We start from the raw sequence: 26,136 nt of genomic DNA, 5'->3' as shown, positions 1-26,136 counted from the left end.
GGATTTATCGGCTTTGGATATAGGCGAAAAAGTGAGCGACGGTAAGCCGCTCATGGTTGAAATTGAAAAAATCATTCCCGACCCTGAAAACCCACGCACAGAAATTGATTGGGAGTACATCAAAAGTTTGGCCTTAGATATTAAAACTGTTGGTCTTACTCAGCCAATCGTTTTGCGCCCTCTTGATGATGGTAATTTTCTTTTGCGTGTTGGGTTTTGCCGCTACTTGGCACACAAAGACATTTTGAAAGAAACGGCGATTGCTGCAACGATTGAGATTCACGAAATCAACGACTTCGCCCAGGTTTCTGAAAATGAAAAGCGCAAGGGGCTTTCTCTCTTGGATATGGCGCGATTCGTTCAAAAGAAACTTGGTGAAGGCTTGACAGCAAAGGTTGTGGCGGCTCAATTGGGTATTGATGCTGGTGAAGTGTCATATTACAAAACCATCATCAATGCGCCCGATTGCGTTATGCAGGCATACAAAGACGGACGGACAAGCACAGTAAAATATGTATATACACTGTGCAAACTCTATGAAGAAAACAGCGAAATTGTAGAAGCTTGGCTTGCGTCTGATGTGGTCATTAAAAAGCCTACTCTTGATGCTTTGCGGGATTCGATTAAAGGCAAAAAGCCAGAAGGCAACGGCGATAAAACCGAAGCCCAACAGCAGAAAGGCAAGGGCGACAAAACCGAAGCCCAACAGCAAGAAGGCAACGGCGATAAAACCGGAGGCCAACAGCAAGAAGGCAACGGCGATAAAACCGGAGGCCAACAGCAAGAAGGCAACGGCGATAAAAACGAAGCCCAACAGCAGAAAGGCAAGGGCGACAAAACCGAAGCCCAACAGCAAGAAGGCAACGGCGATAAAACCGGAGGCCAACAGCAAGAAGGCAACGGCGATAAAAACGAAGCCCAACAGCAAGAAGGCAACGGCGATAAAAACGAAGCCCAACAGCAGGAAGGCAACGGCGATAAAACCGAAGCCCAACAGCAGGAAGGCAACGGCGATAAAACCGAAGCCCAACAGCAGGAAGGCAACGGCGATAAAACCGAAGCCCAACAGCAGGAAGGTAACGGCGATTTTAAAGTAACTGGTTTTGCCGACCAGACTAAAAAAACAAATTTGCCTTATCACAATCCGAACAACGAAAAAGAAGCAAAAACAGAGGGTTTAGATAAGTACAAAAATCCTGTAATGCTGGTTTCTGTTGGTGGTCTTGAGGCAATGTTATTGCTGAAACGTAAAGCTGATTTTGGCCGTGTTTGGGTTAAGTTTGAAATTTCAGGCGAAGAAGTTGAAATCAATGTTGCCGAAATGACAGTTGAAGGCGTTATTGAAGGTAATTAAATTTTAACGGCCAGCCAATGACTGGCCGTTTTTTAAGGTGTTCTGAAATGAGTAATGAACTGGTTTTTTCAGAAAGAGCAAAAAAAAGGCTGCGGATTGTTAGCAAGTTCTTTAAGCCTTTGAAGATCGAATTCAAGGCCGCAAGGGATGAATTTTATCCGGCGGTGGTGGAAAAGGTTAAAGCTCTTGATGAAGAGACTAGGGAGGCTCTTAGAGGTCTTACAGATTGGGTTGAAGAGTACGAGCGTGAAGAGGCGGAATGTTACCCAACTGAAAAGAAAAAAAATGCAGAGGCGAAAAATGCAAAGTGATGTAACGCAGCGTGTTTTGCTAATTATTGAAAAAGTAACTAGCGAGAACAGGAGAAGCAAAACGCTTGAAGAAGAAACAGGCATACCAAGTTCAAGCTGGCGTAATGTTTTATGTGGAAGGCAAAACCCGACTATTTCAATGATAGAGGCAATTTCAAGACGCTGGCCTTGTTTTGCTTTTTGGCTGGCAACTGGAATTACAGACGAGGAAAACGGACACATAAACCCGAACATACCTATTGATGCACAAGAAGCGGAACATAAGCTAAACATGAAAATTTATTTTCAGAATCTTGAGTATGGGAACAACAGCCAGGGAATTGCAGGGGATTTACACAAGGCCATATCTGATATTGCATTTAATAGGCGACAGAGGTTTTTAGAATCGGAGTTTGAAGGCAGTAAAACCGGAAAATGAAAATAGCCCAACAGTGTATGTTGGGTTTTTTTTTTGCAAGGCAAAAATAGGCTGTGAGTTCTGGCCGTGATGGTTCAGGTATCAGTGGTGATGATTTTTACCTACCCCCTTTTCTGATTGCCCTGATTTTGGTTTTCCCGAAACTAGGTTTCGGGTTTAAAGAATAAAAAACTAACAAAGCCAAAGAAAACCAGATGAAGCGAAATTTAGAGCGAAAAAACCAAAGCAAGTACGGAAGAACGAAGCAAAACCAAAGAAAACCGGATGAAGCGAATTTTAGAGCGGAAAAAACAAAGCAAGTACGAAAAAGCTTGGAAATTCCAAGATTCAGAGGCGATAATTAAATAGTGCAGGATAGGCTAACGCCGAAAAACGTATAACATACGTTTTTTGCGAGGCTTACGCTCGCAGTTTCGCCAGTGGCGATTTCATTAAGGGGTGATGTACTTGGAAAAAGCTAAAGGGAAAGAATCAGGGAAATTAATAGCGTTAAGGCTAGGGGATTTAAAGGCAGATTGGGATAAGCATTGCAAGGAGCGAGGCTACAAACCTTCTTCGGTTTTGGTTGATCTTGTAAAAAGAGAGTTGGCAAAAGCCAAGCAAGAAAAGCAGAAGCCAGTTTTTGAAACTGGTCAATCAGCAGACGATACAATTTCAGATAAGGCCGGAGGCGGTAGAGTCGAGGTTAGGTTAAGAAAATCAGAGCTTGAAGCTGTTGAGGCAATATCAAGTTTCTACGGGCTGACCAAGCAAGAATTTATAGTTAGTCTGACTCGCGCATGGATTGCGGATTCACCAGAATTTGCGGTTAAAGAAATTGATATTTTGGGAGAGGCGAGTTATCAGCTTTCTTCTATCGGTAGAAACTTAAACCAGATAGCACACGCGATCAATGAAGATGTTTTTAAACATCATCATTCACTAACATTGCCTTTCCTAGAAAAATTGGCGGTTGAAATCAATAAGCATACAGAAGTAACGCGCAAAGCAATTTTGGCATGCCAGAAAAGATGGAAAATAAAAACGGGGAAATTCAAAAATGAGTAGGACTGTTGATGGTGTATTAGTTGCATGGGGCGAAAGGACTTCATGGAAAGGAAAGGGCGGCAAAAAAGGGAAGGACATTAAATTTAAAAACGGGAAGCTGACCGGAGGGAACAAACAAAGCAAAGGAAGCGGGAGCGGTGCGGCCATACGTTCAGAAATGTCACCGAAGCAAGCAAAAGCAAAGCTAGGGCGCACTTTAAAAAAATCGCCCGAAGTTATGGTAAAGATTACCGGAGCAGGCAAGACGGTTGAAAAGATCAAAGCACACCTTGATTACATATCGCGTGACGATAAATTAAAGCTGGAAAATGAAGAAGGCCGAGAAGTAGACGCAGAAGAAACAATCAATCGTTTCACAGAAAAAGGGGCAAAGATCGAAAGGGAGGGTGAAGGTGCAAGGTCAAAATCAGCGTTTCATATTGTTCTATCAATGCCCCAGGTACAGACCCGCAAGGAGTCAAAGACGCAGCAAGAGAGTTTGCAAAAACAGAATTGGCAGGGCATCAGTATGTTTTCGTAAGGCATGACGACGAAAAACACCCGCATGTTCATATTGCAGTTAAAGCGGTATCAGATCGAACTGGAGAGCGTTTAAACCCGCGTAAAGCTGACTTGCAGCGATGGAGAGAAACCTTCGCTGAAAAATTAAATGAACGTGGTATTGATGCAAATGCGACCCCAACATGGGCGAGGGGGAATTTCAACAGAGGCCGAAGGACAAGAAGTTATCACGCAATCAAAAATAAAGGCGAGTTGGATAAGCCGAGAATTAAAGCGCCAGAGCATGAAGAAAAGAACAACATAAGGATGAAAGCTCTTTATGAAGATGTTGCTAAGGCTTTAGCTGTGACAGGCAGCAACAATGATAAAAAAATGGCTCTTGATACTGTTAGCTTCTTAAAAGAACGTACAACGCTTGCTTCAAGTGGGAATAGCAAATCAATAGAGCCTAAAGATACACCTAAAAAAATAAATGCCGAGCTTGGCAAAAATCAAACAGACAAAGACAAAGAAAGATGAATATCTTGATATACTCGTTTAAACGGGTACAATCAAAAACAAGCAAACTGAAAGGAAAAATCATGTCAGAGGATGCAGTAAACGTACTAAATTTTGAACTTCTGAGAACCATTCCAGCTACAGCAGCAGCGATGGATTTTTCAGGAACAACTTTGCATTTGTTTGGTGATGGAACGGCAATGCTTTGGGATGATGAATACCCATTCTTTAAGTATTCTCCACGTTTAAAAATTGATGAACTTGAAACATTCTGCTTAGAACACTCAGCCCGATATGAGGCATTCTTTTTTGAGAATGAAGCAAAGCTAGATAATGGTGAAATTGTTGAAATGTCACCTTGGTGGAATATCACTAGCAATGGAGCATTACTAAATGGCTAAAGCAAAGATTCATTCATGCAAAGTAGGTACTCAGCCAGCACTTGTGATTTTAAAAGGAAATACGAAGCCAGCACTAGGTAAAGTAATTTCATTCCGTGACGCTAAAAACGGAAGTCCTTGGCGAACTGGTTTAGTAGATCGTATAAATCCAGACGGTTATTTTTTTATGGCGCTAATCTGACAAGGCCAGCAGCGTGAAAACACATTTGGTTTTAGCCCATTTTTGGGATGAATCTATTTTATTGCTTATCCCCAAAAAAAACGACAAAGGCTATTTAAAGCAGCCAGTAGGAGGCCATAGAAACGCGCTGTGCAAGCTCTGTGAAGAGACATTCTTTTATGATGTGAGCGGCTTTGATGGTCATTTAGTAGTGCATACAGGGCGAATATTTGACCGCGAGAAGTTAATAGAAACGGTAATTAAGCCAATTGCATCTTACTGCGGTACTGATTTTAAAGTCGTAGATGAAAATATTTTTTGGAGTAATCACCCAAATGTTAGCTAAAGAAAGCATGGCAAACTTTTGTGCGGAAGCTTTAGTAATATTAATAAAGCTTTTGGGTCTTGGTCTTATTGCTGGTTTTTTATACGGAGTGCATATATTAGTTCTTTCATTGGACATTGTTAAAAATAGCCTAATTGCTGGCTCTTTGACTGGCATAGTAGACGTTGCTTTGTGCCTGATGTTCATAGGTTTTGCACTCATAGTTTATGCAATTAAACTGAGAAGTTCAGCAATGCACGAACTAAAGAAATTAATGCGTAGACATTTATTCCGGTTGCAGTAAATAGAATCTTAAAAGGGTTAATAAATGACGAATGAGCAATTCAACTGCTGCACAACAGGACGCAGCGCGACTGGCTCAGAGGCTGCAAGGCTTGTGCTGGTCAATGGTGTATCGGTCAAAGATGCTGCAATACAGACAGGACTAAATGAGCAAAGTGTGCGTAATGCGATGGTGCGAATAAGCAAACGGTTTGCTGCAATTTGCGCGGCTGCACCTTGGCCGACAAGCGGTAAATAAAAGTTTGATATACTCATTTAAACGGGTATAATAATTTTATCGAATCAACACTACTCGGAATAATTTAATGGGCACTAAAGGCAGCGCAACCACAAATCATACCCAGCCAATATCTGCGCGAGTTGATGCCAAAATTTACAAGAAATACTTTGATTTATGCGATGGCCGCGATTGCACTGTTTCTGAGCTAGTAGCATCGTTACTTGAAAAAGCCATAGTCGAAGGGATTGCTGAATCTCAAGTGCATGAAGTTGAAAAATCAAATGCAATTGAACGATCTAAATTTAGCAAAATCGAAATGCAACGAAAGTTAGATGCAGCCAAAAAACAGGTTTCACTTTTTGAAGCTGCATTGGCTAATAAATCATAAGGATGAATTATTTTATGAATAAAAAGAAAATGCCGATTTTATCAAAAACACGACGTATTCTTGCTCGCTTGCAACTTGACCCTGTTAATCGTCGTATTGAATACGTGCAATCTAGCCGCATTGGTTTAGTGGTTGCAAAGCGACAGGGGCAATTTGCAACAAAGGTGCTGGAAAACTTGTTAGATCATCATATTTCAGAAATTGAAAGTAAGTTGAATTATGCCCCTGTTTTTTGTTCTACATGGCTGTGCAACAATTCAGAGGCACTTAAAGCGGCTTTAACAGTAAAACGACAACTTGCCTTAAATTCTCGACGTAGCACGACACGCGAAAAGAGGAATGAAGCAAGTATTAATCGTCGTTATGAAAAATCGATTTTTGAACTGCAATTGTTTTCTGATGAAATGGAAAATTCATTGAAGAGTAAATCAGAATGATAAAGAAACTATTTGCTTTATTTTGACAACCCAAGACTTACAGTAGCGATTTTGTAAAATATATAAGACAGAGTTAAAAAATGAAGAAGAAGCCAGTAGCAAATGCCGATATTTATACTGGCGATCTTCTCGCAGGAATTACACCGCCTCAAGTCGGGAGGCCAGCAATTTACACAACACCGACTCAGAAGAAAGAAGCAGCCAGGCAGCAGGCTATCAAAGCAAACCGCGACTATCGGGCGCGTCGAAAAAATCAAATCACCAAAATCAACGAGCTAAGTAATGAGGCCAGAACAATACTGGCTTCAATTGCTGAATCCAATGAAAGCATAAATGCTTGTATGTCACTTATTGATGAAATCTTATCAATATCAAAGTGTAGAAATAAGTAAGCACAACACAACCAAAATTACCCATTTTGGTACATTTGGCGGTATAATACCTTTGTGTTTATTTGAATACATAGGGGGGGCAAAATGCTTGGTCTGATTCGTTGGATGTTTGGTAGTAAGAATTCAATTACAGAGCCAAGCCTTAAAGCTGAAACCGCATTTGTACCTACAACAAACGGAAAAACTCGATTGACTGAGGAGCAGCTTGCTACTGTCAGATCAAACCGGATGCTGTTTGAAGGTGTGGTATATCGTATTAAAAAAGACTCTTTAAGCCTTGTTGCAGAGCTAAATCAAGGCCGTGAAGATATTGATTGCGAGAAGCTTGCAAGGCAAATGGTATTTTTTCAGTCTCAATTAATTCAGGCCAGTTATAACGACCCGAATGTAACAGTTGAGCAAAGACAGGTTCTTTTGAACTATCACCAAATCAATGTAAAAACCGCGCTGGGTGAAAAACGCGGTACTTCAAGAAGGAATTAAAACGAATGTCATCTTCAAAAATGCTAGGCATAGAAAATGCAGGCCGTGTAAGTGTTTTGGCTGAAAAAAACGGCGATCTGACAACCGCAGAGGCAATCAAAGTAACAATGCGCGCAGATTACGCGGCCTTGTCACCGGACGATAAACCTAAAACGCATCAGCAATGGGTAGGCTTAGGGGCAGAAGTAAACAAAGCATTTCCACCCGCAGCCGATCAATTGAAAGCACTCAATGCAGGCGATTTAAAGGTGCGTGACTTGCTCAATAAAGACAAGGTAAACGAAGTGGTCAAACCAATTGAAGCATCACGCTAGGGGCTTGCAATGGTAGGTCTATTGGTAATTATGAAACGGTGGCGGCAAATTGGCGACATTTTAAGCGGTGAAAAATCAGGCGTTAAAAGCCAGATTGAAGAGCTAGATAGAATGATTGCAGATGTTCAAGCAATGCCAAAAACACCAACAACAGAAAGTCTTATGGAAAGCCTGCAAGCAAACAAAGATTTTCTGATTGAATTAAATTCAGCATATTACGCAAACAATTCACTAAGAACAAAGTATTATTTGGATAATAAGGAAATCATAAGTTCAATTGAAAATATCTCTCTTGATAAGCCAATGAGCTTTTCTGGTTACTGCCTGAAAAAAGGTAATTTTGAGCTAGTAACGCCAATTAAAACATTAACGCCAGAACAAACTAATACTTTATTGGCATATCTATTAAATTGTGAGTATCGCAGCCACTACGATAAAGACTTACAGTGTATTTCACAGACTATAAAGGGGGAAGCTTTATTGACAGGATGGATGCCAAAATCTGTTTTTAAAGATTTTTTAGATTTAGCAAAAAATGATTGCAGTATTGAAATCGAGTTGCAAGGAATTATAACTTCACTTGCTGAGATGTTTTATTCTTGGGATGAAAATTCAATTACAGATGTATTTTTTGATGGTTATCGTAAAGCTACCTGATTTATCATCAGGTTCAAATTAAAAAGCCCCTGCAAGTATGCAAGGGCTTTTTAATTGGGCGCTAAAAATCAAATCTTGAAATCTTCCACTGTCCGGCCAGCAGCAAGAGCTTCAACTAGCCACGTTGGTTTACGACCACGACCCGCCCAGGTTTGGGTCTTGTCGGCAGGGTTAGCATAAAGGGCGGTAGATGCAGATTTTGCATAAGGGCGTTTTGAAGTCAATTGTGGTAAAAGTTCAGCCAGCGTAAAACCATTGGCCGCAGCCTTTTGCTGGAAATCAGCGATCAAGGCGGCACGTTCTGAAACTTGTTTTTCATTAATTGCATGAGCTACTTGTTTTTGTAGATCAACCAATTCAAGGTATGACAGATTGCTAATATCTAATGAAGCCATTGCTTTGATTCCTTAATGTTAAGTGCTAACGAGATTTTTTATTACTTTTACGATATTCCCAAGGAGGAATTGGGTTCTGATCTGACCATAAGCCAAGCCTTGCTTGTCTTGCTTGGTTTTGCAGGTCTACATAGTTGGGGTCTTTATTAAACGCAGTGTAAACCCACGCATTACCGGATTTTAATTGAGCAGCGTTAATATCCTCGCCTTGCGAGAAAATCTTACAAACACTTCGCTTATATTGATCTGTATCGACAACAATATACGAAACCGTTTTACCAAAAATCAAATCAGAAAGTGCTTTCTTTGATGCTTTACCCCCTTGTTGATTCTTTTCAGGGGCATCAATTTGAGCCAACCGACATTTTACCTCTTTTGTACCGTCAGATATTTTAACGGTATCACCATCCATTACACCACGAACAACGCCAGATAGAGTATCTGGCGCGTTTGACTCAGTGCCGAGCAATGGCGGCTTTGGTGCATCACAGCCGGCTAAATTGCTCACTGCCACTGTGAGCAGGCCGGATATAAGAATATTTCTGATCTGGTTCGGATTCATCATTTTGTCGGTCTGGTAATTGAATAAAATCAGGGTTGATTATCCAGCATGCGGCTTCAATGTATTTTGCAAATGGGGCAAGCTGATACTCGTAGCCTGGGGCTACGGTAGGCTTACCCATTGCCGCCGCTTTCATGTTTGCTTCATAAATATGAACGCCATGAGCGCCATTTTCGCCATGATAAAGACGGATTACCAAAGCAATTTTTTCAAGTGCATCGAGCTTGTCTTTAGTAATTTCATGGGGGCGATCTTTGCTCAAACCAGACATAAAAGCAAAAACCAAAGACCACGCTTTATCAGGCATTTTAAGCACCTCAAAGGCTGTTGAATTATTTGCGCAAGGCGCAAAGTGGCATTTGCCACCCTGCTAAACCATGCGGGGCGTAGCGCAAGGCGCAGCCCTTATCAATCCATTACTTCAATTTCGACACGGCGATTCTGTGCGCGGCCTTCAACTGTTGTTGAGTCAGCAATAAATGAACCGTGGGATTGGAAAGAAATCGTGATCTTTTCCGATGGTACGCCCTTGCTTACCAAAAATGCTTTTGCACCATTGGCGCGTAACATCGCTACTTTCTGGTTTGCGGGGTCATGCTTAGGGCTATCGGTAAACCCGCGAATTTCTACTTTGTCAGATTCAAGCGCAGAAGGAATCAAGTTATTGTGCAATTCACGGTTTGGCCGGAATTCAGTACGATTAAACGGGTAATTCACTACAAATAATTTTTGGGGCGTAGGAGATACATAAACCGTTTTTGCTTTCTGATTCACAGGTTTAACGGCTTGCGTACCGCTGGCCTCTTTTGCTTCTTGATACGCGACAACACTAGCCTCATAAGACTGTTTAAGGTCTTTGACTTCGGTTTCTAGCAGGCGCAAGCGTTGTTTTGCTTCTGCCAATTGGGAACGCATAGCAAGCGATTCAACACTTTCAGGAGCGTTTACAGTTTCACGCTTTGTACCGTCCACTGTTGGCGCTGGCGGTGGAGTCATGCAGCCAGAGAGCATTACAGATGCAATCGCAGATGCCATTAAACTAGGAATCAGAATTTTCTTCATTTTTTAACTCGCAGGTTTTACTTCGGTTGTTTCAATGGTTTTATTTGCGCCAATCGCTTTAATACGGTCTAACATTTCTTGCGCACGTTGTTGCTTGGCTGAATCATTAGCGTATTTCTTTTGGTACTCATAAACTTGTTGCCGATATTTGCGCAATTGGCTATTCGGCATTTTTTCTACTTCAATATCAGAAACGGGGAAATCATCTTTAATAATTTCCTTGGCAACTTCTTTTACTTTTTCAGCAGTTTCTTGATTTGATTTTTCATCATTGCATGCTGATAAACCAGCGATCAATGAGGCCAAAACAAGCATTTTAATAATAGGTTTAATCATTGGTTTCTACCTTTTCAGATAATCTTGGAAATTCCAAGTTTATCGTTCTATGTCGCCTTTTGTTTTGGCAGGTTCAACTTTGGCTTGAGTTTGGGGCGCTTTTTGTGCGTTTTGTTCGTTCGCACGTTCAGCAGCCTTTGCTTCAATAATTTCTTTAACACGGCCTTGAACTTGTTGCGGGGCTTGATTAACAGCTTGTTCAATCACCTTTTGAAACGCCGGATTGTTATAAGCAAAATCAATGGCCTTTTCCATTTTCTGTTCACGGCCTTGCACTGCCTTATTTACTTCAAACTGGACATTTCTAACTGTTGCATCGTGAAATTTATTGTACTCAGGGTTATTCTTTTCTGGATTGCTATTACTGTAAATTTCTTTATTAAAACGCTCACCTAGAAACTTTGCATCTTCTTTGGGGATTGTTCCGGTTTTTACGCCGTGGTCAATAGCAGCATTAATTTTAAGCATGTGTTGAACAAGCTTTTCTTTGGCTTCGTCAGATTTGCCGTTTACAGAAACTAGCGCATCTTGTCTTGAGCCTTGAATTGCATAATCAACACGGCCACGATTCATATAGCTTTCAATGACAATCGTGTTTTTTAATTGCTTGCCTTGCTCAATCATTTTTCGCATGTCGTCAGACATACCAACGCTACGAACATCAAGCTTTTGTGTTCTAGGCTCAATTTGAGCCTGAACAGATTGATAGGACTGTCCATAAGCTTGTTCTAATCCGGCCTTACCCCTTGCAATCAATTCACTGGCAGCTTGGCCGCGCCCAGGTTCTTGAAGGCGTTGCGCCAAGTCGGAAGGCTTCAATTGATGCTCTTTAGCAACTTGAACAATCGCATTCATTAATGCAACTTGATTGACTGCGCTAATTTTTGAAGGCGTAGTTGGTTCAGATAATTCCTTCACGCGGTATTGCTGTTGTGCAAACCGTATTGCTAGTAATTTATCATCCATATAAAGCCCTTTTTAGTGCTGGCTATCTTCAATCTCTTGAATAATGCGTCGAGATTGAATTACCAAATCTGTTTGGTTTTTGCCTTCATTTAGCGCAGTGTGAATATCAAAATTCTTGTTCTTATATGCAAAATGAGCAGCGCGGTAAATAACAAATGGGCTATCTTCAAGCTTTAATAACTCACCGTATAAGTCGTTAAATTTTGAAGCACTTTCAGGCTCAGTTTGGAGCAAGTTTGCAATCCATTCGTTTGTGTCGCCAATCGCAATAGGATTGGCTAAAGCATGAATAGGCCATGCAATTTGCGGATCTTCCGACAATTCAACATAAGATTCGCCAGTTAAATCGACAACAACAACTTTACGGAAATTACCAAAGAAATCATCAATTTCAATGAGAGCGTTTGGCGGGAACGAAACATAATCAGACTTTTCAAGCATGGTGCGATTCCTTATTAGATTCACCGCATATTGAGCGATGGACATTTCAATAATTTGCTTTTTGTTTTTACGGCCTTTAAACAAATCTAATATGATTTGAAAGGCATTAGCTGAAGTCTGGTTTATGTTTGCCTCAAGCCGTAAACCACCTTTTTTCTGGTTGTTTCTTCGGCTCTTAGTCATTCTTGAAATATCAGTCATTACCAACCTTCATGCCTTAATTGTATCCGGTTACACACATAAAGCAAATTATTTTTCGTCAATTGTCTGCTTTTTTTCAAGTCATTTAATGATTCCTCATAGTAATGTGTGATCTTAGCCACGTTGCCGTTCTGAATCTTTCGATTTAGTCTGAATTTGCGAAGGCTGTTCAACAGATTTAGCTTTGGCATCATATACAGCAACATCGGGTAAACCTTTGCCATTATTAATTTGTTGTTGTGACCGTTCGGCAATTGCTTTAAATGCGGCTTGTTGCGCAATTGGGCTGGCAATTGTTGCAGCTACAATTAATTCAGCACCTTTTAGTAAACTATCCCGCTTGGTGTTTTGTTTTACTTCCCATTCATTGCGGTGCGTATTTACAGGCACTTCACGACCAGTTTTTTTACCCATATCATCTTTTTCCTTAGCTGTTACGGTTACGGACATATCACCCAATTTTGTAAGCGTTACATTGTCGCCCTTTTGCACATTGCTTTTCTTAATCCCATTTTCAAGGTCTTTTCCCCAAATGGTTTTTGTACCCGCAGTGGTTTTAAGGGTTACATAAAATGATGGTTTTTCATCTTTTTCAAACTTATATGGCGCATGGCCGTAATCAACAACATTACCTTCATGGCTTTGATCTTTCTTCTTAAAATCAACAACATTAGAGGCGTTTTGTTGTTGGTCTTGACCAGGTACTTTTTCCTTTGCAGATTCTAATTTCTGCACTTCGCCGTATTGCTTGTTATTCAATGGGTCTTTTTCTTTGGCCTTAATTTTTTCTTCAAGCAAAAGCCGATCTAAATCTGTTGGGCGATAGCCCTTAACTTCAATGCCGGATGATTGAGCATCAAGCCAAACTTGGCGCTTAAATTCTTCATTGCCTGTTACCGTTAATGACTTCCAGCCTTCGGCCTTAGCAACAGCGGCCATATCTTTAGCTACTTCAATTGTTGCATTTTGCGTTTTGAGCCGTTCGCTACCTAGTGCGTTTTTGTCATGCTCAAATGCCACTTTGTCAGGCGTAGCGCGATGATGATATTTACCCGCGACTACATAAAATTTTTCATCAACGTGTTTTTTGGCGTGGACTTGTTCGGGCAGCAATCGAACATCAACACCCTTTTCTTTCGATTCTGAGGCCAGTTCAGCGTCACCACGATCACCAAGAGCCAATTTAGCGCGTACAGCATCTAAAGCGCGATTCTCAGCCAGCATGCGCCTTGCTGCTGGCGTTAAACCATCGGATGAATCAGCTTCAAAATCAGTACGCACCACTTCGGAAGGTGAACCACCCGCTTTAAACGAATCTAGCTTTCTGGCCTGAGAAAGAAGGTTGCGAGTCCGATCGTCAAGAGTAATGATTTCAGCGCCTTGCGCTTTAGTCTGATCTTTGTTTGATTCGGGCTTTGGTTCACTAGCTTCTGTTTTTTCGGCCACAGGCATATCAAATGATTTGCCATTGCGTGACCAGCCAATTTCTGATTTTTCATAATCAGCAATTTTGCGCGATGTTGGGCTGTAACTTTGAAAATGAGTTACGCCTATCTTATCAGCCACTTCAATTGCATCAGGTAATGACTTTTTCAGATACACCAAATCATTTGCTTCATCTTTAACCCTGAATTCAGCTTCAATAGCTTTACTTTTCTTTGGAGCTACCGGAGTTTCTACATTTTCCGTATTCATCGTAACAATCCTTAGTAATGTAAATTGGGTAAGGCTTTGCGCCCTACCCTTTCGCTATTAACGCTCTAATTCGTTATTTTTAGCAGGTTCTTGTTTTGGGGTATTAGCAACTTCTTTTGTTGGCTGATATGCAGTAGTTCGATAGCTTGATTCTTGCGATACAGCCATAGCTTCAACATTTTTAATAAATGTATTGCGGCTATTTGCATTTGAGATATTACCTTTTGCATACTGAACAGCTTTTTCTGTTTGTTCTGCAATGGCCTTATCACTTTGCTTATTCAATTCAGCTTCAAGCTTTTTATCTGAAACAAGCAAAGCACCGCCAGATTCAGGGTCTTTTGACAAAACAATTTTATTGTTTTGCGAAATAAACGGGGTATCAGTGGGCTTGAGCGAACGAAATTCTTTTACAGCCTGTTCAACACCATTAGTCCAAGCTTCTGTTTTATCTGAACGGACAAGATAAGCATCAACTTTTGCTTCTGGTTGCTTTGCTGGCGATGATTCTTGCTTTTCTTGGGGCGACTTATCAGCAGAGTACGGATAAGCCTTGGCCTTGCTAGTATCAGCAGGGTAATGAATTTGAACGCTCAAACCATCGAGGCGTTTACCATTTTCGGCGCGGAATTTATGATTCTGTGAAACAAATTCAACATCTTCACGCTTATGAACAACAGCAGTTTTATTTTCTTTGCCAACAGCTTGAACAAGATATTTATCAGTAGCCAAAACAATATCGCCTTTATATCCGGCATTTTGTCGGCTTGGTACGATATTGGCATTTGCTTGCAATGATGATTGCGATGAATTGATAAACGCTTTAATTTCTGGCGGTATTTCTTCTTTTGAAAAATTTACCTTGCCAGGTTCTACAGATTTAGGCGCATTGCCATTAGCTGGGATGGTTCTTTCTTGTGTCATTTAATAGCCTCTTTTACTACGTCATAAAATGCGATTTCTCGCCCTTGTCCTTTGAATAATTCAAAGGTAAATCATAATGCTATTTATGTTTAATTATCTACTGTTGAATGTTTTTCGTCAATTCCATCAATACTATATGTTGTATTGCTATCCAATCCCATTCCACCAAATAAACCATTAATTGCGCTATTTACTTCATCATCAGCAACGGCATAGTTATTTACGGAATTCTTGGAAATTCCAAGAACTTCATTTTCGGCAGAATCATTTTTTGTATCGTGATTGAATATTTCACCCGTATCGGTATCAACAAGAATTGCATCAGCGATCAATGAATTGATTGCTGGCGATGATTCAAACTGAGTGATTGCAGCAAATGCGGCTTGGGTTTCATCAAATGATGCAGCTTGATTCTCAGTTGAATCAGCTTCATCAAAATCAATATGTTCGTGATCTTCATCATATACAATTTCTGATTCATCGAGAGGCGCGGAAATATAATCTTCAACATCAGCACCCGCCATTTCAGCCGATTCGGTCATTTGAGCAAAAAAATCATCAACGTATTGTGCAACATCTTCTTCGCTTGGGTTTTCTTCATTCTGCATTTTCAATGCAGAAATATCGACACCAAGAATTGCGGCGCTTTCAATAGCAGATAAATCTTCTACGGTTGCGATACGAATTCGTTTTTCTACCTTGGCAATATGTGTATCAACATCAAGAGTTTTAGGCTCTGCTGCTGGCAGTAAACGAACTGTAAAGTTATCATCTTTGTGATATATGATTTTGCCGCAAATAATCGGCTTCACATTTTCAAGAATGATAATTTCACGTTCAAAGCCAAGCTCTTTTAATTCTTGCGGCAACATTAATGCGCGTCTTTGATCTGATACATTTTCAGACGAGCCACTATTAGAGCTATTAGAGCTTGTACCGCGAGAACGGCCAACAGACTTTGATTTTACAGTGTCATAACCAAGCATTTCAGAATATTCTTTTGCATCATTATTTTCGCGTGGCGAATAAATGATTTGCATTGCATGATTGGTTACAAATGTTTTTGCATCTTCCTTGCCATAAACTGATTCAAGCTGTGATAGGGATTGAATAATAGGCATAAGGCGTAAATTGTAACCCGCCATATAGCTAACAGATTTTGCGATAATTCCAACTTTACCAATTGATGTAAATTCATCCATGAGTAAAAGACATTGGTATTTAAGGCTTGGGTCTTGTTCTGGCAATGTTTTTGTATTTAGATTCACCAGTTGCGAGAATAAAAGATTAATCAATAAGGCTGACTCAGCCAATTTATCAGGCGTGATGCCAATATAAATTGTAATCTTTTTACGGCGCAATTCACGCAAATCAAAATCATTTGCGCTAGTGGCAGCATCAACAATAGGGTTTGCAAAATTGACCAAAGGCGCATTAAAGCTTGCCAAGATAGAAGCAAGGGTATTGTCTGAATTGCTAATAAATCGGTTTAGCGCATCTAAGCAATTGTTCGATAATGGATTGCCGGATTCAATGCGCGTATTAATAATTTCTGTAATGTATTCTTTAATCGGCTTGCCCTTCCCGCTTGATTGCCGGAGGACTTCGCCAAGCGTTCTTGGTAATGATGGTGTTTCAACCAAATAAAGAGTAAGCCCCAAAAAGAGATTACGGGCTTGATCGTTCCAAAAAGCGTCTTTAGCATCTTGAGGATATAAGGCATAACCAATACTTAAAATATCACCCACTGTAAAATGCGGATTTGTTGAAATATATTCAAGTGGATTAAAGCGGCTGGTACGCGCATCTTCTGCAAATGGATTGAATAAATGAACTTCATGGCCGTACTTAGCGCGGAAACCGGATGTTAATTTGTAATTTTCCTGCTTAATATCCATTACAACTAGACTTTGCGAATAGGTTAAGCAATTCGGTATTACAATACCAACACCTTTACCTGATCGAGTCGGCGCGGCCAGCAAAACGAATTGCTGACCAGGGAACATTAAGTATTGATCTTTGTACTTGCCAACAACAACCCCATCTTCGCCCAATAAGCCAGATTTTTTAATTTCTAAGTCAGTGGCAAAACGCGCTTCACCATGTAAAGAGCGTTGCTTCTTGGAAGAACCAAGCCACGCCATTAAAGGCACACCATAGCAAACAGCAAAGCCGCCAATTAATGCTATTTTAATTTTTTTACCGTATATTGCATGGTCACGATAATAATACCAATACTGGTAAATGGTTTCTAAGTTGGCATCTTTAGGACTCATTTTAAGCATGAGCATAAAGATAACACCAGACAAATAAACCGCACCTAGCGTTAGTAAAATTAAAACAATAATAACAAATATTGCTTTAGCCCAAATTGGCGGCTGATTTTGCATTGCATGTCTCCTTAATTAATGAGCAGAGCCGTTTTTCATTTCAGGATTAAACCAAATTTCTGTAATGTGGCGACCCTTGCCGCGATATTTATCATTATCAACACATACAACAATATCAACGGCCATATAAAGCAGGTTTTTAACTACAGAATAAGGCAATCCCGCAACTGATTGATGCTGCATGCACATCATTGCAAGGCGTTCAAAAGTACCCGCAGAATTACCCGCATGGCAGCTTGTAATACTTCCACTATGGCCGGATAAGGCCACGTTGATAAAATCAAAAGTTTCATCGCCGCGTAATTCAGCCAATAAAATACGATCTGGTTTCATACGCAGGCATGATTTCAAAAGACCTTGAGCGGTTACAGTTGATTCATTCTTGCCAGAAGAAGAAGGATAATAAAGATGAACATGATTAGGATGATTAGGCATAAACAATTCCGGCACATCTTCAATCGAAATTAAGCGTTGTTGCTCTGGTATCACTTGCATTAATGATTTCATAAATGTGGTTTTACCAGAACCAGTACCACCAGCAATTACAATTACTTTTTCATACTTCACAGCCAATTCAAGGAATTTACGCCATTCGCCTTTTTGAGCTAATACCATTAATTCTTGATCGTAATTATTCCAATGTGAAGGAATAGCACTTTTCGGCAAAGGCGGCGGCAAGTCTCGCAAATGCTCTGAATCAGGCAAATGCGTTTCAACGGTAATTTCAGGCGCGGTTTCTTCTACAGGAAATTTAAAACCGGACAATTCAGGAACATGCTTGAAATATCCCGCCCCTTCGTATTCATCAAGTGATTTTAATGTAAAGCTTGGCTTGCGAATCGTAATAGAGATTGTCCCATCTTCGCAGGCCGGAGGCATAACAACCTGAATACGCTCACCGTGGGGCATTTTTGCGGATAGAATCGGCACAAGTTCATTAATATCATTATTTGCATATCGGGCTACCGCAGTAGCCAACGATCTGCAATGCTTAAATGATAAAGCCGTAACAGTGTGTTGAATCCATTTACCGTTTGATTCAACGTAAACCTCTTGTGGACGGTTTACGCAAATCTCAGTAATGCTAGGGTCTGCCATAAAGTCTTTTAAAGGCAGCATCCAGTGATCGACTGACGCGCCCTTTTCAATATGTTCCGCATCTTGATTATTTGACATTTAATTTATAAACCCCTGAAAAGTCCAAATCACGCGCAACATAAATACCTACAGTTTCGCCTTGGTTTTTAATTAGGACAGGTGGAATATTAATATTTGCTTTCAAAGCTTCTTCGGCCATTGATTTAGCCCCATCTTGGGTATTTTCAAGGGTAATTGTGTTGCTTGATGTTTTTTGCGCTAAAGCTGCAAAACCATCTTCAAACAATGACAACAACATGGCCGCGCCGAATCTATCCCAAAACTTTGTATCTACATAACCATCAATACCGCCTTGGCCTAAATCGCCAGTAGCCGGAGAATCCAAATTGATAATCACGCCATTCTTAGTTTCAATTCGATTCCACAAAACAAACATACGCGCAGAGCCGCGTTTTAATGAACTACGGTATTCACCAGTTACGGATGAACCACGTTCAATCAGTAATACCTTGCCGTTTGTTGAATAAATATTTTCGCTCACTTTGCAAGCTGTCATACCATCAACGGTTGAATCTAGCTTTGTTTGCAAATTGCAATTAATGAATGAGCCTTTAGTAAGTAAAAAACTGCGATTTGGAAGATTGCCAGCAGTGCGATATGGCATCACAGTGCTTTGCAATTGTTTTGCAAGGGTGTTAGATGAATCGGCAGGTTGTGCTAAATCACCCTCACCGCGTACTTGTGGCGCATTAGCAGCAGCTTGCGTTTTCTTTTCTCCAGCCATAAGTGGCGCAGAGAATTTTGCAGATGCACGAACAAGGTTAGGGTCTGGTAAAGGCTTGCCGTTAGCATCGACCTGACCACCAGAGGCGGCAGCAGTTGAACCGCCAGAGTGCGCAGGATAACCATTTACCATAATCGGTTGAGAGCCACCGCCAGCAGCATTACCAACGGCAGGCACTACAGGCGCACCCGCAGCAACTACAGGGGGGGCGCTGGCAGAAGTCGCAGGTACAGCAGGTGTTCCGGCAAGGCCGGACGACTCAGGTAATTTGGGCGGTGCAACTGGAGCTTCTTTTGGAGGCTGTTTAAGAAAATCCCGCTTTCCAATATTGGAAACCGCTTGGGGTTTTTTGGCCGCAAGCGCGGCCTGTTCTTCTTCATTGTGCTTTTTAGCTTTGTAATCGCGCACAAGTTTTACAGTGACAATAATACCAATAACTAAAACGACCACTGCGAAAATAACGCCCATAAATTTACGGTTTGATTCACCTTGATTTTTCTTTTTGTTGAGCGATGGAATTTCTGCTTCGCCTTCCATGTTTTTGATAGCTGTATTTTCCATTTTTTTTATTCCGCGATAACTTTACGTTCAACACCATCAACAGTAACGCCCGTTGCTGTTGGCACACCATCAGGGTTATAAGCATCGTTATAAAGACCAACGACTTGTTTACCCTGACGTAAAACGAATTCACGGCCAATTTTGTGAATTACCATGTATTCGCCTTCGGAGTTGCTATTAACAATTTTTTCTGTTTTGTCGTCTTGCACTTGGAAAATTGCAGGCCATGAGCGACCAGCGGCGAATTTGATATATGTAAATCGACCATCATCAAAAGCTTCTGATGGTTTAATATCTGATGAATTTTCAGCAACCATCATTGAATACTTCCAATTCTTGGGAATTGGTTGAGCAGCTAATTTTTCTTTTAGCGTTGCTTGCTTCAATGCTTCTTCTGATAATACTTTTACATCTTCGGGATATGAGAATCGAATTGTATAAGCAATATTTCTATTGTTTAGAAATACCGTCGCGGTTTTGCTTGGATTATTTGGCATAATCAAGTCAAATTGATATTCACGCTTATTTGTCACTACAAGCATGTTTGTATCGGCCTTTTCTTGCTTAGGCTTCACATAAATCACATTGCCGCGATCTGCAATTTCCCATGCAGTAGAAAAACCAGTTGCAATATCAGTAACCGTTTCGCCTTCACCCAAAATAATGCGTGTGGCGATGCCAGGATATGTATTTACCGTATAGACTTCATCAGCGTTGTATTGAACTAGTTTTGTACGCGCATCACGCATTGAAGGTACAGGCACTTCGGCAGCATGAATTGCAGGGGTTATGACCCCCGCAATTAACATTGCAATAACGATATTTTTAATTCCATTTTTCATTATTGAGCAACCTCTTGTTGTGCTTCTGCTGCTGGAGCAGGCGCAGGAACAACCGGAGCAGGCGCGATTTGTACCAATTCAGGGTCACGGCGCATAGATAACACATGGAAACCGAATGGATTAATTAAACGATCTTTTTCACTCATACCATTAGCGCCCGAATACTCATAGCTAACAGTAGCAATCCATTGCTTTGTTTCGCCTTTCTTATCCGTTGAATCAATAGATTGCACCGTTTCAGTAAAACGAATTGTGGCAATTCCTTTGCTTGGGTCTGGTACTACAGAAATAATGTTTGTTAAGACGCGCTGACGCTTGCCATAGCGTTTATCACGCGCATTTTCACCTTCAAATTCTTTTAAATACTCAGCCGCAGGCTGTTGGGCGCTTAAAAGCAAAGTTGTATCATAATCAAGCTGAATCGTATTCCAATCATAGGAATAGCGATGTTGAATATATTTAGCCAAAAAATACTTATCCATTACTTCATCTTGAGGAACGGATTTGTTTTTAATTGTTGTGACAATATCAGGAATACCCGTAGAGCTATCTACGCGAATAACGTAAGGAACAACCTCTTTTAAAGGAGTAAGCAAACAAAGAGCGGTAACAGATAAGGCTGCAATTACACCAAAACTTGCCGCCATTCGTTGGGCAAAGATTTTTGATTTTTCAGCTTCACCAATAATGCTAACTTCCCATCCTTGCGCATCACTGAAAGCGTCTTTATCTTTTGCAGTTTGTTTTTGAGTTGTTTTTTCTTGTTCTCTGACTCGTTTTTTACTAAACATGCTTTTCCCTCTTTGAGAGTTTTAACATTACCAATTTACACTATTTTGGTAATCTTGGGTTTAATGAATGTCTATATTTCAATTCTTTGTCTGATTAGTGCAACCGGATTAAGCAGCCTTTTTTTCACCACTTGCGGCTGATCTTGATGGAGGACGGTAATTCATTGCCGCAGTATTTTTTGCTGCTGCTGGACGGTATGCACTGGCTGTTTGACTTTGGCTTGGTTGCGCTTTATTTGCATTAGAGCCTGAATCATTGCGTTTTACTTTTCCGTCACCAGCCGATTTGCCACGATTATAAAAACCGAGACTTCTAGCGGCTCTTGAATTAACCGCTTGGCGATATGCAGGATTTTTAGCGTAATTAACTGCCCTTGTTGAATTGGCCGCACCGCGCTGAACCGCATTTGATACTTTTGAACCGCCACGCATAACACTATTTACGGCATTAGATGCCATTGAAATAGGATTAAACGAAGATAAGCCAAGGCCACCCGCTAATGATGATGCAATACTTGGCGCTTGTAGCGCCAATAGGCCAAGAACAACAGAAACGATAAGAATGGAAAGAATGTTATAAAAAATTTGAATCATTGTTGCATCAGCATCAAACGTGATTTGACCCGCGTATTTAACAAATATGGTCATGCACAACGAAGCTACAGCAGCAGCGACAAATGCAGTTACAACATAATTCATTACAGCACTTACCCACTGATCGCCAAACTTTTGAGTCGGAGGAAAAGCGTAACCAGCAAGAAATATCGGCCCAACCCCTAAAATAATACTAAGAGCGACTTTAGAAATAATAATGTAGGAAGCAGAAATAATAGTTACTACCATCAGCGCAATCGCCATAGTAAAACCCATTATGTAATATGCAATTGTTCCCCCAACATCATCCCAATCGGCTTCATCGGCTTTCATAAACATTTTATGAACACCATCATTAACACCGTCTAAATACGCTTTATCAAGGAGGGTATATACAGTATCGCCAGGTGCGGTAATACCGAATAATTGCGGCAAACCGTCTTGAAGTCCGGTTGCCATTTGAATGATATTCCCCTGATATATTCCTAAATTAATAGCCATTGAAGCAACAATTATTAACTTTCCGCATTTAACCAGAAACTCTTGAAAAGAGTTCTGAACACGACCCGCAATAATCATGTAGCCAAAAATAGAAATATAAAGTGATGCACCTGCAATTACTACAGGAGTAATTGCAGATACAGCATTGCTGGATGCCGTAGTTACCCATGCGGAAGTCAAATTACTAATTGACACACCAAGATATTCAAAGACACCAGAGGCCATGATTTAACCTTATTGAACTGTTAGAGGTTGAACAGATTGAACAACAACCTGTTTACGACCATCTTGAATTTTCGCTTCACGCTGACGTTGGCGATACGTTTCTTTTTCAATATCTGCAATTTGTTTCATTAATTGCAGCTTGGTTTGCTCGTTTTGAATCGCGTTCATTTCATTAGTGATACGCGCTTGCAATTCGGCAATTGCTTTAGGGTCTGATGTGGTATTGATTTGTTTACCAAGTTGCGTAATTTGGTCAATTCGTTTTGATGCCGCATCATAAGCCTGATTCGCTAAGTCACGATTTTGGGCGTTACGCGCTTCTTGTTCTTGGCACAATGCTAAACGATTGCCTGTTAAGCCTTGTTGGTCACAACCGAAAATTCGGTTTGCATCTTTAATTGCTTTTGCAGTACCAGAAATACCCTGATACTTACCATTTTTAACCCCATCATAAACTTGTCGCCAATCAGAAGGTAATGCGTCACGCAAAGCAGGGTCATTAAAAATATCACCAAGGCCGCGCATACCTGAAATAGCATCGTATTGCTGTTTCATTTGATCTAACTGCGATTTCATTTGTGCTAATTGGTCTGCTGCGGTAATTACTTGCTGGACAGTTTGCGCAAGGTTAGCAACGTCCACAACGGGAATACCTGTTGCATTAGCATGTTGAGTAGCAAAAGCAGCAACAAGAACCAAAGAGATAAGCGATTTTTTCATTTAATTACTCCGGTAATGAACTCTTGGAAATTCCAAGATTGAACACCGCTAATCAGCGGCCAAAATGTTGCTTGCGCAACTCATAAAAACGAGGCAACCACAAATCAGATTTTTTACCACGTTCAGAAATAGCTTCATCCATTAGTGGCAATAAATCAGCCGAGCCAGATAAAATTGATAATTCACGATCAAATTCACGCCCGTAATTCATACGGCAAACAGTAGATAAATGTTGTTGTTTATACAGAAATTGGCGTGAATCTTCGCCAAAATGAGAAACAAGATCATATTCAGCAGACGTTAGTTTCAGGCCATTAACGTACTGGTCACGATTTGCGCGAGGATTCGGCAATAGAATTTGCGTTGCGCATTGTTGAATCAATGCAGGTGCAATTTCAGAATCAAGATAATCTTCTGGCGATTGTGTTGCAAAAATCATTACACCATTGCGCTTACGAATTGTTTTTAATTTGTCAAATACCCAATATTGCAATTGCGGGTGTTGCAGGAATTGCCAAAATTCATCCATATAGCACTGGAAACGGCGACCATCAATAATTGATTCCATTCGATAAATCAAATGTTCGGCAAGCAAACCGCCATAATTTTTATTATTAACAAACTCAGTACCATCAAATGCAATATTTGATGAAATATTAAAATCCAATGTATCTTTTGGATTGTCGAAAACAAAACCAAAACGATTACCATAAAGCCACTTTTCAAGGCGGCGAACTAGCGAACGCTGTTTATCTTCTTTGCTACCACCCTCAGTAATATTTTGTGAAAGCGTAGTTAAACGGCGCAGATGTTTAGGCATATCCATAACAGACCGCACAGCTTCATCAATTTGCTGTTCTTCCAATGGGAAAAGCACCGGATTAGCTTCATCAGTGACAAGGCCAGCCACAAAACGATTCAGGTACTCAAGATTTGCAGGCGTAGGCTCAAGACCTTGAAACGGATTAATACCTGTTGGTTCACCAGCAAGGAAGCGGAAATATTCGGCATCATTCGCACGACAAACCAATTCCATACCGCGATCTTTATCAAAGACCACAGTAGAGAAACCATCCGGCGAATTCAGTTCATATTTTTGCGAATTGCAATAAAGGGTACTCAAAAGAACGGTTTTACCCGTACCAGATGCACCGTTTAACATTGTGTGAGCCAGAGGCTTTTTATCTTCTGAATCTTCATCAACTTTTGTTGAGTGAAAATTAATATAAACCGCATTTTTTGATGCACTTTCAGTCAATAAAACAGCCTGACCCCAAGGGTTTTTATCGCGCTTGCCGCTTGCAAAGTTATGGAAAGACATAAGGCCAGCGAAATTGCGGCTTGTTAAGACACAATTGCGTAAGCGATATTTCCAATTTGTCGGGAGTTGCGCCAGGTATGGGGCAATTGTTGCGCGATCTACTTTCGCAACAACAAAAACCTAATTCTTCAATGGCCGCTGCAATCTCATTGCGGTTGATTGTGCAAATCTCAGGTGTATCGGCCAGAACAAGCATACTAAAATAATATTCGCCCATCAGGATTTCACCGGATGCACAATCATCAATAGCTTCGTTCAATTGCTCAATTTGCGATTGCGCCCCATCTTCTGAGTTTTGCATTTGACGCTGTGTTTTTTCGAGAAATTCAAACACCGCCACTACGCGACATAAACGTAAACGAATGGCACATGATGTATTCAGCAGCTAAATACATTGTAATGTTCAAAATACCCGCCTCAGACATTGACGGATATTCTTTAAAATCTAAAGCTTGCGCATATCGAGTTTGTCGCGCGTACTCACACGGATTGTTTCAGTTCCGGCCAGAACATGAGCATTATTCAAATACTCATAAAGTGGCTTTTTAGGCACTCGCACACGTTGCCATTGGAAAGTAAGCAGAAAATGGAAGAATTCAAGACCTTCTGAAAATACGACTTTATCGCCAAATTCATCAAGCGTATAGGTTGTTAATTCTTCAATACCATAGCGTTTAAATGACTGGAGGCATTTGTTACCAATTTCATCTAATGCTTGAATGTGTTGCTCAAACTCAGAAATCAATAATTCACGATTACCTTTTAATGATTTAAGGCGCATTTTTGATGCAGTATCACGATAAGGCTTGTAAACAATTGCAATATACAATTCATTTACAAACAATTCTTCTTCGCCAATCTTATCATTGTATTTTTGGCAAAGGTCGCGGGTGAAATTAGTTTTAAATTCACCATCCAATTTATCATGGCGCTTTGTGCGCAACTGGTATTGCCACAAGGCGACAGTAGGCGCACCAATTGACTTATAAAATGTATGTAGCGATTCAATCCGTGATTGAATATCGACAGCATCAGCAGATTCATGCGCGATACCATCTAAACGATATAGACGAATAAAACATTCGTCTTTAGTTTTAATTGTGTTGTGATTGTAATGCGACGAAAACGGAATGTAATCGTCTAGCGTTTCACCTTCCATTGCAGCAGCAACGTGCTTTTCAATAGGCATGTTCATCTTGTTTTTACCTCGTTATTAAAAATCAAGGGCGGCACTAAACGCACCGCCCTAGCTTTGATTAACGCTTCTCGATTCGCTTATTGCTGATAGCAGAGTAAGAGTGCATACCATCCCAATAAGTTTTTATGCTTTTGCCGCACACCAAGCAATAAACTAACACCGATAATTCTAAATGATTGATCGTCTTTTTCTGTAATTAGACGCATTGCAAAAACTGCAATTGGCGCAAGAATCATAAAGAAAAACGAAAACCAAACAGAGAAAAAGAACCAGCCCACAAACTACAATAAAGAACGGCACTAGCGGCACACCGAAAACCA

Annotated in this window: 38 protein-coding genes; 16 read left to right on the top strand and 22 right to left on the bottom strand. The window is 40.6% G+C overall.

Translation table 11 applies throughout. The features are described 5' to 3' along the window. Positions 1–52: 52 nt before the first annotated feature. The 10 genes from C1H71_RS19905 to C1H71_RS19860 all read left to right on the top strand — a co-directional run bounded on the left by C1H71_RS19905 (position 53) and on the right by C1H71_RS19860 (position 5,319). Complete coding sequence (locus C1H71_RS19905) at positions 53–1,354, top strand: ParB/RepB/Spo0J family partition protein (RefSeq protein WP_188053775.1); 1,302 nt, start codon at positions 53–55, stop codon at positions 1,352–1,354. A gap of 47 nt (positions 1,355–1,401) precedes the next feature. Further along, positions 1,402–1,665, top strand: a complete 264-nt coding sequence (locus C1H71_RS19900; protein ID WP_130108345.1) for a hypothetical protein — start codon at positions 1,402–1,404, stop codon at positions 1,663–1,665. Continuing rightward, positions 1,655–2,083 (top strand): hypothetical protein, encoded by a 429-nt coding sequence (locus C1H71_RS19895; protein ID WP_130108344.1) that lies wholly within the window; start codon positions 1,655–1,657, stop codon positions 2,081–2,083. Before C1H71_RS19900 ends, C1H71_RS19895 begins: the two co-directional genes overlap by 11 nt. A 447-nt stretch (positions 2,084–2,530) precedes the next feature. Further along, positions 2,531–3,130, top strand: a complete 600-nt coding sequence (locus C1H71_RS19890; RefSeq protein ID WP_188053773.1) for a plasmid mobilization relaxosome protein MobC — start codon at positions 2,531–2,533, stop codon at positions 3,128–3,130. After that, the gene (locus C1H71_RS19885) at positions 3,123–3,650 is read left to right on the top strand and encodes a hypothetical protein (protein ID WP_130108342.1); all 528 of its coding nucleotides are present in this window, start codon (positions 3,123–3,125) and stop codon (positions 3,648–3,650) included. The genes C1H71_RS19890 and C1H71_RS19885 overlap by 8 nt, the downstream gene beginning before the upstream one ends. Continuing rightward, positions 3,623–4,150, top strand: a complete 528-nt coding sequence (locus tag C1H71_RS19880) for a relaxase/mobilization nuclease domain-containing protein (RefSeq protein WP_262488487.1) — start codon at positions 3,623–3,625, stop codon at positions 4,148–4,150. Before C1H71_RS19885 ends, C1H71_RS19880 begins: the two co-directional genes overlap by 28 nt. Before the next feature lie 62 nt (positions 4,151–4,212). Next, positions 4,213–4,530: a hypothetical protein gene (locus C1H71_RS19875; protein ID WP_130108340.1), complete on the top strand. Its 318-nt coding sequence runs from the start codon at positions 4,213–4,215 to the stop codon at positions 4,528–4,530. Then, positions 4,523–4,711, top strand: coding sequence for a hypothetical protein (locus tag C1H71_RS19870; RefSeq protein WP_130108339.1), 189 nt, complete (start codon positions 4,523–4,525; stop codon positions 4,709–4,711). The genes C1H71_RS19875 and C1H71_RS19870 overlap by 8 nt, the downstream gene beginning before the upstream one ends. Before the next feature lie 13 nt (positions 4,712–4,724). Then, positions 4,725–5,036, top strand: a complete 312-nt coding sequence (locus tag C1H71_RS19865) for a hypothetical protein (RefSeq protein ID WP_130108338.1) — start codon at positions 4,725–4,727, stop codon at positions 5,034–5,036. After that, complete coding sequence (locus C1H71_RS19860) at positions 5,026–5,319, top strand: hypothetical protein (RefSeq protein WP_130108337.1); 294 nt, start codon at positions 5,026–5,028, stop codon at positions 5,317–5,319. The genes C1H71_RS19865 and C1H71_RS19860 overlap by 11 nt, the downstream gene beginning before the upstream one ends. A gap of 17 nt (positions 5,320–5,336) precedes the next feature. Here the strand turns inward: C1H71_RS19860 and C1H71_RS19855 are convergent, their stop codons facing one another. Continuing rightward, positions 5,337–5,573 carry a hypothetical protein gene (locus C1H71_RS19855; protein WP_130108336.1) on the bottom strand — a complete coding sequence of 79 codons (237 nt, stop codon included), beginning with the start codon at positions 5,571–5,573 and terminating at the stop codon, positions 5,337–5,339. A gap of 50 nt (positions 5,574–5,623) precedes the next feature. Between C1H71_RS19855 and C1H71_RS19850 the strand changes: the two genes are divergently transcribed. From C1H71_RS19850 to C1H71_RS19825, 6 genes are all read left to right on the top strand, one after another. Beyond that, a complete protein-coding gene (locus C1H71_RS19850; protein ID WP_130108335.1) occupies positions 5,624–5,926 on the top strand; it encodes a hypothetical protein in 303 nt (100 codons plus the stop codon). A gap of 14 nt (positions 5,927–5,940) precedes the next feature. Beyond that, the gene (locus C1H71_RS19845) at positions 5,941–6,363 is read left to right on the top strand and encodes a hypothetical protein (RefSeq protein ID WP_130108334.1); all 423 of its coding nucleotides are present in this window, start codon (positions 5,941–5,943) and stop codon (positions 6,361–6,363) included. Positions 6,364–6,443: 80 nt separating this feature from the next. Further along, positions 6,444–6,755, top strand: a complete 312-nt coding sequence (locus tag C1H71_RS19840) for a hypothetical protein (protein WP_130108333.1) — start codon at positions 6,444–6,446, stop codon at positions 6,753–6,755. 84 nt (positions 6,756–6,839) lie between these two features. After that, complete coding sequence (locus C1H71_RS19835; protein WP_130108332.1) at positions 6,840–7,238, top strand: hypothetical protein; 399 nt, start codon at positions 6,840–6,842, stop codon at positions 7,236–7,238. 5 nt (positions 7,239–7,243) lie between these two features. Beyond that, entirely contained in the window at positions 7,244–7,552 is a 309-nt protein-coding gene (locus C1H71_RS19830; protein WP_130108331.1) for a hypothetical protein, read from the top strand. 9 nt (positions 7,553–7,561) lie between these two features. Continuing rightward, complete coding sequence (locus tag C1H71_RS19825) at positions 7,562–8,209, top strand: hypothetical protein (RefSeq protein WP_130108330.1); 648 nt, start codon at positions 7,562–7,564, stop codon at positions 8,207–8,209. A gap of 68 nt (positions 8,210–8,277) precedes the next feature. Here C1H71_RS19825 and C1H71_RS19820 read toward each other — a convergent pair whose 3' ends face one another. From C1H71_RS19820 to C1H71_RS22085, 21 genes are all read right to left on the bottom strand, one after another. Next, the gene (locus C1H71_RS19820) at positions 8,278–8,604 is read right to left on the bottom strand and encodes an H-NS histone family protein (RefSeq protein ID WP_130108329.1); all 327 of its coding nucleotides are present in this window, start codon (positions 8,602–8,604) and stop codon (positions 8,278–8,280) included. 25 nt (positions 8,605–8,629) lie between these two features. Then, positions 8,630–9,112, bottom strand: a complete 483-nt coding sequence (locus C1H71_RS19815; RefSeq protein ID WP_188053771.1) for a thermonuclease family protein — start codon at positions 9,110–9,112, stop codon at positions 8,630–8,632. After that, on the bottom strand, positions 9,090–9,473 hold the full coding sequence (locus C1H71_RS19810; RefSeq protein ID WP_130108327.1) for a hypothetical protein: 384 nt from the start codon (positions 9,471–9,473) through the stop codon (positions 9,090–9,092). The genes C1H71_RS19815 and C1H71_RS19810 overlap by 23 nt, the downstream gene beginning before the upstream one ends. Positions 9,474–9,574: 101 nt before the next feature. Further along, positions 9,575–10,228 (bottom strand): OmpA family protein, encoded by a 654-nt coding sequence (locus tag C1H71_RS19805; RefSeq protein WP_130108326.1) that lies wholly within the window; start codon positions 10,226–10,228, stop codon positions 9,575–9,577. A gap of 3 nt (positions 10,229–10,231) precedes the next feature. Then, complete coding sequence (locus C1H71_RS19800; protein WP_130108325.1) at positions 10,232–10,564, bottom strand: hypothetical protein; 333 nt, start codon at positions 10,562–10,564, stop codon at positions 10,232–10,234. A gap of 39 nt (positions 10,565–10,603) precedes the next feature. Beyond that, on the bottom strand, positions 10,604–11,530 hold the full coding sequence (locus C1H71_RS19795; RefSeq protein ID WP_130108324.1) for a hypothetical protein: 927 nt from the start codon (positions 11,528–11,530) through the stop codon (positions 10,604–10,606). Between the two features lie 12 nt (positions 11,531–11,542). Continuing rightward, complete coding sequence (locus tag C1H71_RS19790; protein ID WP_130108323.1) at positions 11,543–12,172, bottom strand: hypothetical protein; 630 nt, start codon at positions 12,170–12,172, stop codon at positions 11,543–11,545. A 114-nt stretch (positions 12,173–12,286) separates the two neighbouring features. Then, positions 12,287–13,867, bottom strand: a complete 1,581-nt coding sequence (locus C1H71_RS19785; protein ID WP_130108322.1) for an LPD7 domain-containing protein — start codon at positions 13,865–13,867, stop codon at positions 12,287–12,289. 57 nt (positions 13,868–13,924) lie between these two features. Then, positions 13,925–14,791, bottom strand: coding sequence for a KfrB domain-containing protein (locus tag C1H71_RS19780; protein WP_130108321.1), 867 nt, complete (start codon positions 14,789–14,791; stop codon positions 13,925–13,927). An 89-nt stretch (positions 14,792–14,880) separates the two neighbouring features. Beyond that, complete coding sequence (locus tag C1H71_RS19775) at positions 14,881–17,181, bottom strand: type IV secretory system conjugative DNA transfer family protein (RefSeq protein ID WP_262488485.1); 2,301 nt, start codon at positions 17,179–17,181, stop codon at positions 14,881–14,883. A gap of 15 nt (positions 17,182–17,196) precedes the next feature. Continuing rightward, positions 17,197–18,357 carry an ATPase, T2SS/T4P/T4SS family gene (locus C1H71_RS19770; protein WP_130108320.1) on the bottom strand — a complete coding sequence of 387 codons (1,161 nt, stop codon included), beginning with the start codon at positions 18,355–18,357 and terminating at the stop codon, positions 17,197–17,199. Next, positions 18,347–19,624 carry a type IV secretion system protein VirB10 gene (virB10, locus tag C1H71_RS19765; protein ID WP_130108319.1) on the bottom strand — a complete coding sequence of 426 codons (1,278 nt, stop codon included), beginning with the start codon at positions 19,622–19,624 and terminating at the stop codon, positions 18,347–18,349. Before virB10 ends, C1H71_RS19770 begins: the two co-directional genes overlap by 11 nt. Positions 19,625–19,629: 5 nt before the next feature. After that, positions 19,630–20,466, bottom strand: a complete 837-nt coding sequence (virB9, locus tag C1H71_RS19760) for a P-type conjugative transfer protein VirB9 (RefSeq protein ID WP_130108318.1) — start codon at positions 20,464–20,466, stop codon at positions 19,630–19,632. Beyond that, a complete protein-coding gene (locus tag C1H71_RS19755; protein WP_130108317.1) occupies positions 20,466–21,257 on the bottom strand; it encodes a virB8 family protein in 792 nt (263 codons plus the stop codon). The genes virB9 and C1H71_RS19755 overlap by 1 nt, the downstream gene beginning before the upstream one ends. A 108-nt stretch (positions 21,258–21,365) precedes the next feature. Further along, positions 21,366–22,577, bottom strand: coding sequence for a type IV secretion system protein (locus tag C1H71_RS19750; protein ID WP_130108316.1), 1,212 nt, complete (start codon positions 22,575–22,577; stop codon positions 21,366–21,368). Positions 22,578–22,586: 9 nt separating this feature from the next. After that, on the bottom strand, positions 22,587–23,297 hold the full coding sequence (gene virB5 / locus C1H71_RS19745) for a P-type DNA transfer protein VirB5 (protein WP_130108315.1): 711 nt from the start codon (positions 23,295–23,297) through the stop codon (positions 22,587–22,589). Positions 23,298–23,349: 52 nt separating this feature from the next. Then, positions 23,350–24,618, bottom strand: coding sequence for a hypothetical protein (locus C1H71_RS19740; RefSeq protein WP_130108314.1), 1,269 nt, complete (start codon positions 24,616–24,618; stop codon positions 23,350–23,352). Continuing rightward, positions 24,605–24,952, bottom strand: coding sequence for a VirB4 family type IV secretion/conjugal transfer ATPase (locus C1H71_RS19735; RefSeq protein ID WP_262488486.1), 348 nt, complete (start codon positions 24,950–24,952; stop codon positions 24,605–24,607). The genes C1H71_RS19740 and C1H71_RS19735 overlap by 14 nt, the downstream gene beginning before the upstream one ends. Next, positions 24,945–25,043, bottom strand: coding sequence for a hypothetical protein (locus C1H71_RS22090; protein WP_374704468.1), 99 nt, complete (start codon positions 25,041–25,043; stop codon positions 24,945–24,947). Before C1H71_RS22090 ends, C1H71_RS19735 begins: the two co-directional genes overlap by 8 nt. A gap of 20 nt (positions 25,044–25,063) precedes the next feature. Then, complete coding sequence (locus tag C1H71_RS19725; RefSeq protein WP_130108312.1) at positions 25,064–25,813, bottom strand: VirB4 family type IV secretion system protein; 750 nt, start codon at positions 25,811–25,813, stop codon at positions 25,064–25,066. An 80-nt stretch (positions 25,814–25,893) separates the two neighbouring features. Further along, positions 25,894–26,094 carry a VirB3 family type IV secretion system protein gene (locus C1H71_RS22085; RefSeq protein ID WP_374704467.1) on the bottom strand — a complete coding sequence of 67 codons (201 nt, stop codon included), beginning with the start codon at positions 26,092–26,094 and terminating at the stop codon, positions 25,894–25,896. Positions 26,095–26,136 lie beyond the last annotated feature (42 nt).

The sequence above is a fragment of the Iodobacter fluviatilis genome (assembly GCF_004194535.1).
Taxonomy (GTDB): Bacteria; Pseudomonadota; Gammaproteobacteria; order Burkholderiales; family Chitinibacteraceae; genus Iodobacter; species Iodobacter fluviatilis_A.
This window is presented reverse-complemented; position numbering and strand designations above follow the sequence as displayed.

Coding starts and splice junctions, on each gene's coding strand:
- C1H71_RS19905 (WP_188053775.1), top strand. CDS start 53: ATGGTTGAAATTGAAAAAATCATTCCCGACCCTGAAAACCCACGCACA.
- C1H71_RS19900 (WP_130108345.1), top strand. CDS start 1,402: ATGAGTAATGAACTGGTTTTTTCAGAAAGAGCAAAAAAAAGGCTGCGG.
- C1H71_RS19895 (WP_130108344.1), top strand. CDS start 1,655: ATGCAAAGTGATGTAACGCAGCGTGTTTTGCTAATTATTGAAAAAGTA.
- C1H71_RS19885 (WP_130108342.1), top strand. CDS start 3,123: ATGAGTAGGACTGTTGATGGTGTATTAGTTGCATGGGGCGAAAGGACT.
- C1H71_RS19875 (WP_130108340.1), top strand. CDS start 4,213: ATGTCAGAGGATGCAGTAAACGTACTAAATTTTGAACTTCTGAGAACC.
- C1H71_RS19870 (WP_130108339.1), top strand. CDS start 4,523: ATGGCTAAAGCAAAGATTCATTCATGCAAAGTAGGTACTCAGCCAGCA.
- C1H71_RS19860 (WP_130108337.1), top strand. CDS start 5,026: ATGTTAGCTAAAGAAAGCATGGCAAACTTTTGTGCGGAAGCTTTAGTA.
- C1H71_RS19855 (WP_130108336.1), bottom strand. CDS start 5,573: ATGAGTATATCAAACTTTTATTTACCGCTTGTCGGCCAAGGTGCAGCC.
- C1H71_RS19850 (WP_130108335.1), top strand. CDS start 5,624: ATGGGCACTAAAGGCAGCGCAACCACAAATCATACCCAGCCAATATCT.
- C1H71_RS19845 (WP_130108334.1), top strand. CDS start 5,941: ATGAATAAAAAGAAAATGCCGATTTTATCAAAAACACGACGTATTCTT.
- C1H71_RS19840 (WP_130108333.1), top strand. CDS start 6,444: ATGAAGAAGAAGCCAGTAGCAAATGCCGATATTTATACTGGCGATCTT.
- C1H71_RS19835 (WP_130108332.1), top strand. CDS start 6,840: ATGCTTGGTCTGATTCGTTGGATGTTTGGTAGTAAGAATTCAATTACA.
- C1H71_RS19830 (WP_130108331.1), top strand. CDS start 7,244: ATGTCATCTTCAAAAATGCTAGGCATAGAAAATGCAGGCCGTGTAAGT.
- C1H71_RS19825 (WP_130108330.1), top strand. CDS start 7,562: ATGGTAGGTCTATTGGTAATTATGAAACGGTGGCGGCAAATTGGCGAC.
- C1H71_RS19820 (WP_130108329.1), bottom strand. CDS start 8,604: ATGGCTTCATTAGATATTAGCAATCTGTCATACCTTGAATTGGTTGAT.
- C1H71_RS19810 (WP_130108327.1), bottom strand. CDS start 9,473: ATGCCTGATAAAGCGTGGTCTTTGGTTTTTGCTTTTATGTCTGGTTTG.
- C1H71_RS19805 (WP_130108326.1), bottom strand. CDS start 10,228: ATGAAGAAAATTCTGATTCCTAGTTTAATGGCATCTGCGATTGCATCT.
- C1H71_RS19800 (WP_130108325.1), bottom strand. CDS start 10,564: ATGATTAAACCTATTATTAAAATGCTTGTTTTGGCCTCATTGATCGCT.
- C1H71_RS19795 (WP_130108324.1), bottom strand. CDS start 11,530: ATGGATGATAAATTACTAGCAATACGGTTTGCACAACAGCAATACCGC.
- C1H71_RS19790 (WP_130108323.1), bottom strand. CDS start 12,172: ATGACTGATATTTCAAGAATGACTAAGAGCCGAAGAAACAACCAGAAA.
- C1H71_RS19785 (WP_130108322.1), bottom strand. CDS start 13,867: ATGAATACGGAAAATGTAGAAACTCCGGTAGCTCCAAAGAAAAGTAAA.
- C1H71_RS19780 (WP_130108321.1), bottom strand. CDS start 14,791: ATGACACAAGAAAGAACCATCCCAGCTAATGGCAATGCGCCTAAATCT.
- C1H71_RS19775 (WP_262488485.1), bottom strand. CDS start 17,181: ATGCAAAATCAGCCGCCAATTTGGGCTAAAGCAATATTTGTTATTATT.
- C1H71_RS19770 (WP_130108320.1), bottom strand. CDS start 18,357: ATGTCAAATAATCAAGATGCGGAACATATTGAAAAGGGCGCGTCAGTC.
- virB10 (WP_130108319.1), bottom strand. CDS start 19,624: ATGGAAAATACAGCTATCAAAAACATGGAAGGCGAAGCAGAAATTCCA.
- virB9 (WP_130108318.1), bottom strand. CDS start 20,466: ATGAAAAATGGAATTAAAAATATCGTTATTGCAATGTTAATTGCGGGG.
- C1H71_RS19755 (WP_130108317.1), bottom strand. CDS start 21,257: ATGTTTAGTAAAAAACGAGTCAGAGAACAAGAAAAAACAACTCAAAAA.
- C1H71_RS19750 (WP_130108316.1), bottom strand. CDS start 22,577: ATGGCCTCTGGTGTCTTTGAATATCTTGGTGTGTCAATTAGTAATTTG.
- virB5 (WP_130108315.1), bottom strand. CDS start 23,297: ATGAAAAAATCGCTTATCTCTTTGGTTCTTGTTGCTGCTTTTGCTACT.
- C1H71_RS19740 (WP_130108314.1), bottom strand. CDS start 24,618: ATGTCTTTCCATAACTTTGCAAGCGGCAAGCGCGATAAAAACCCTTGG.
- C1H71_RS22090 (WP_374704468.1), bottom strand. CDS start 25,043: ATGTCTGAGGCGGGTATTTTGAACATTACAATGTATTTAGCTGCTGAA.
- C1H71_RS19725 (WP_130108312.1), bottom strand. CDS start 25,813: ATGAACATGCCTATTGAAAAGCACGTTGCTGCTGCAATGGAAGGTGAA.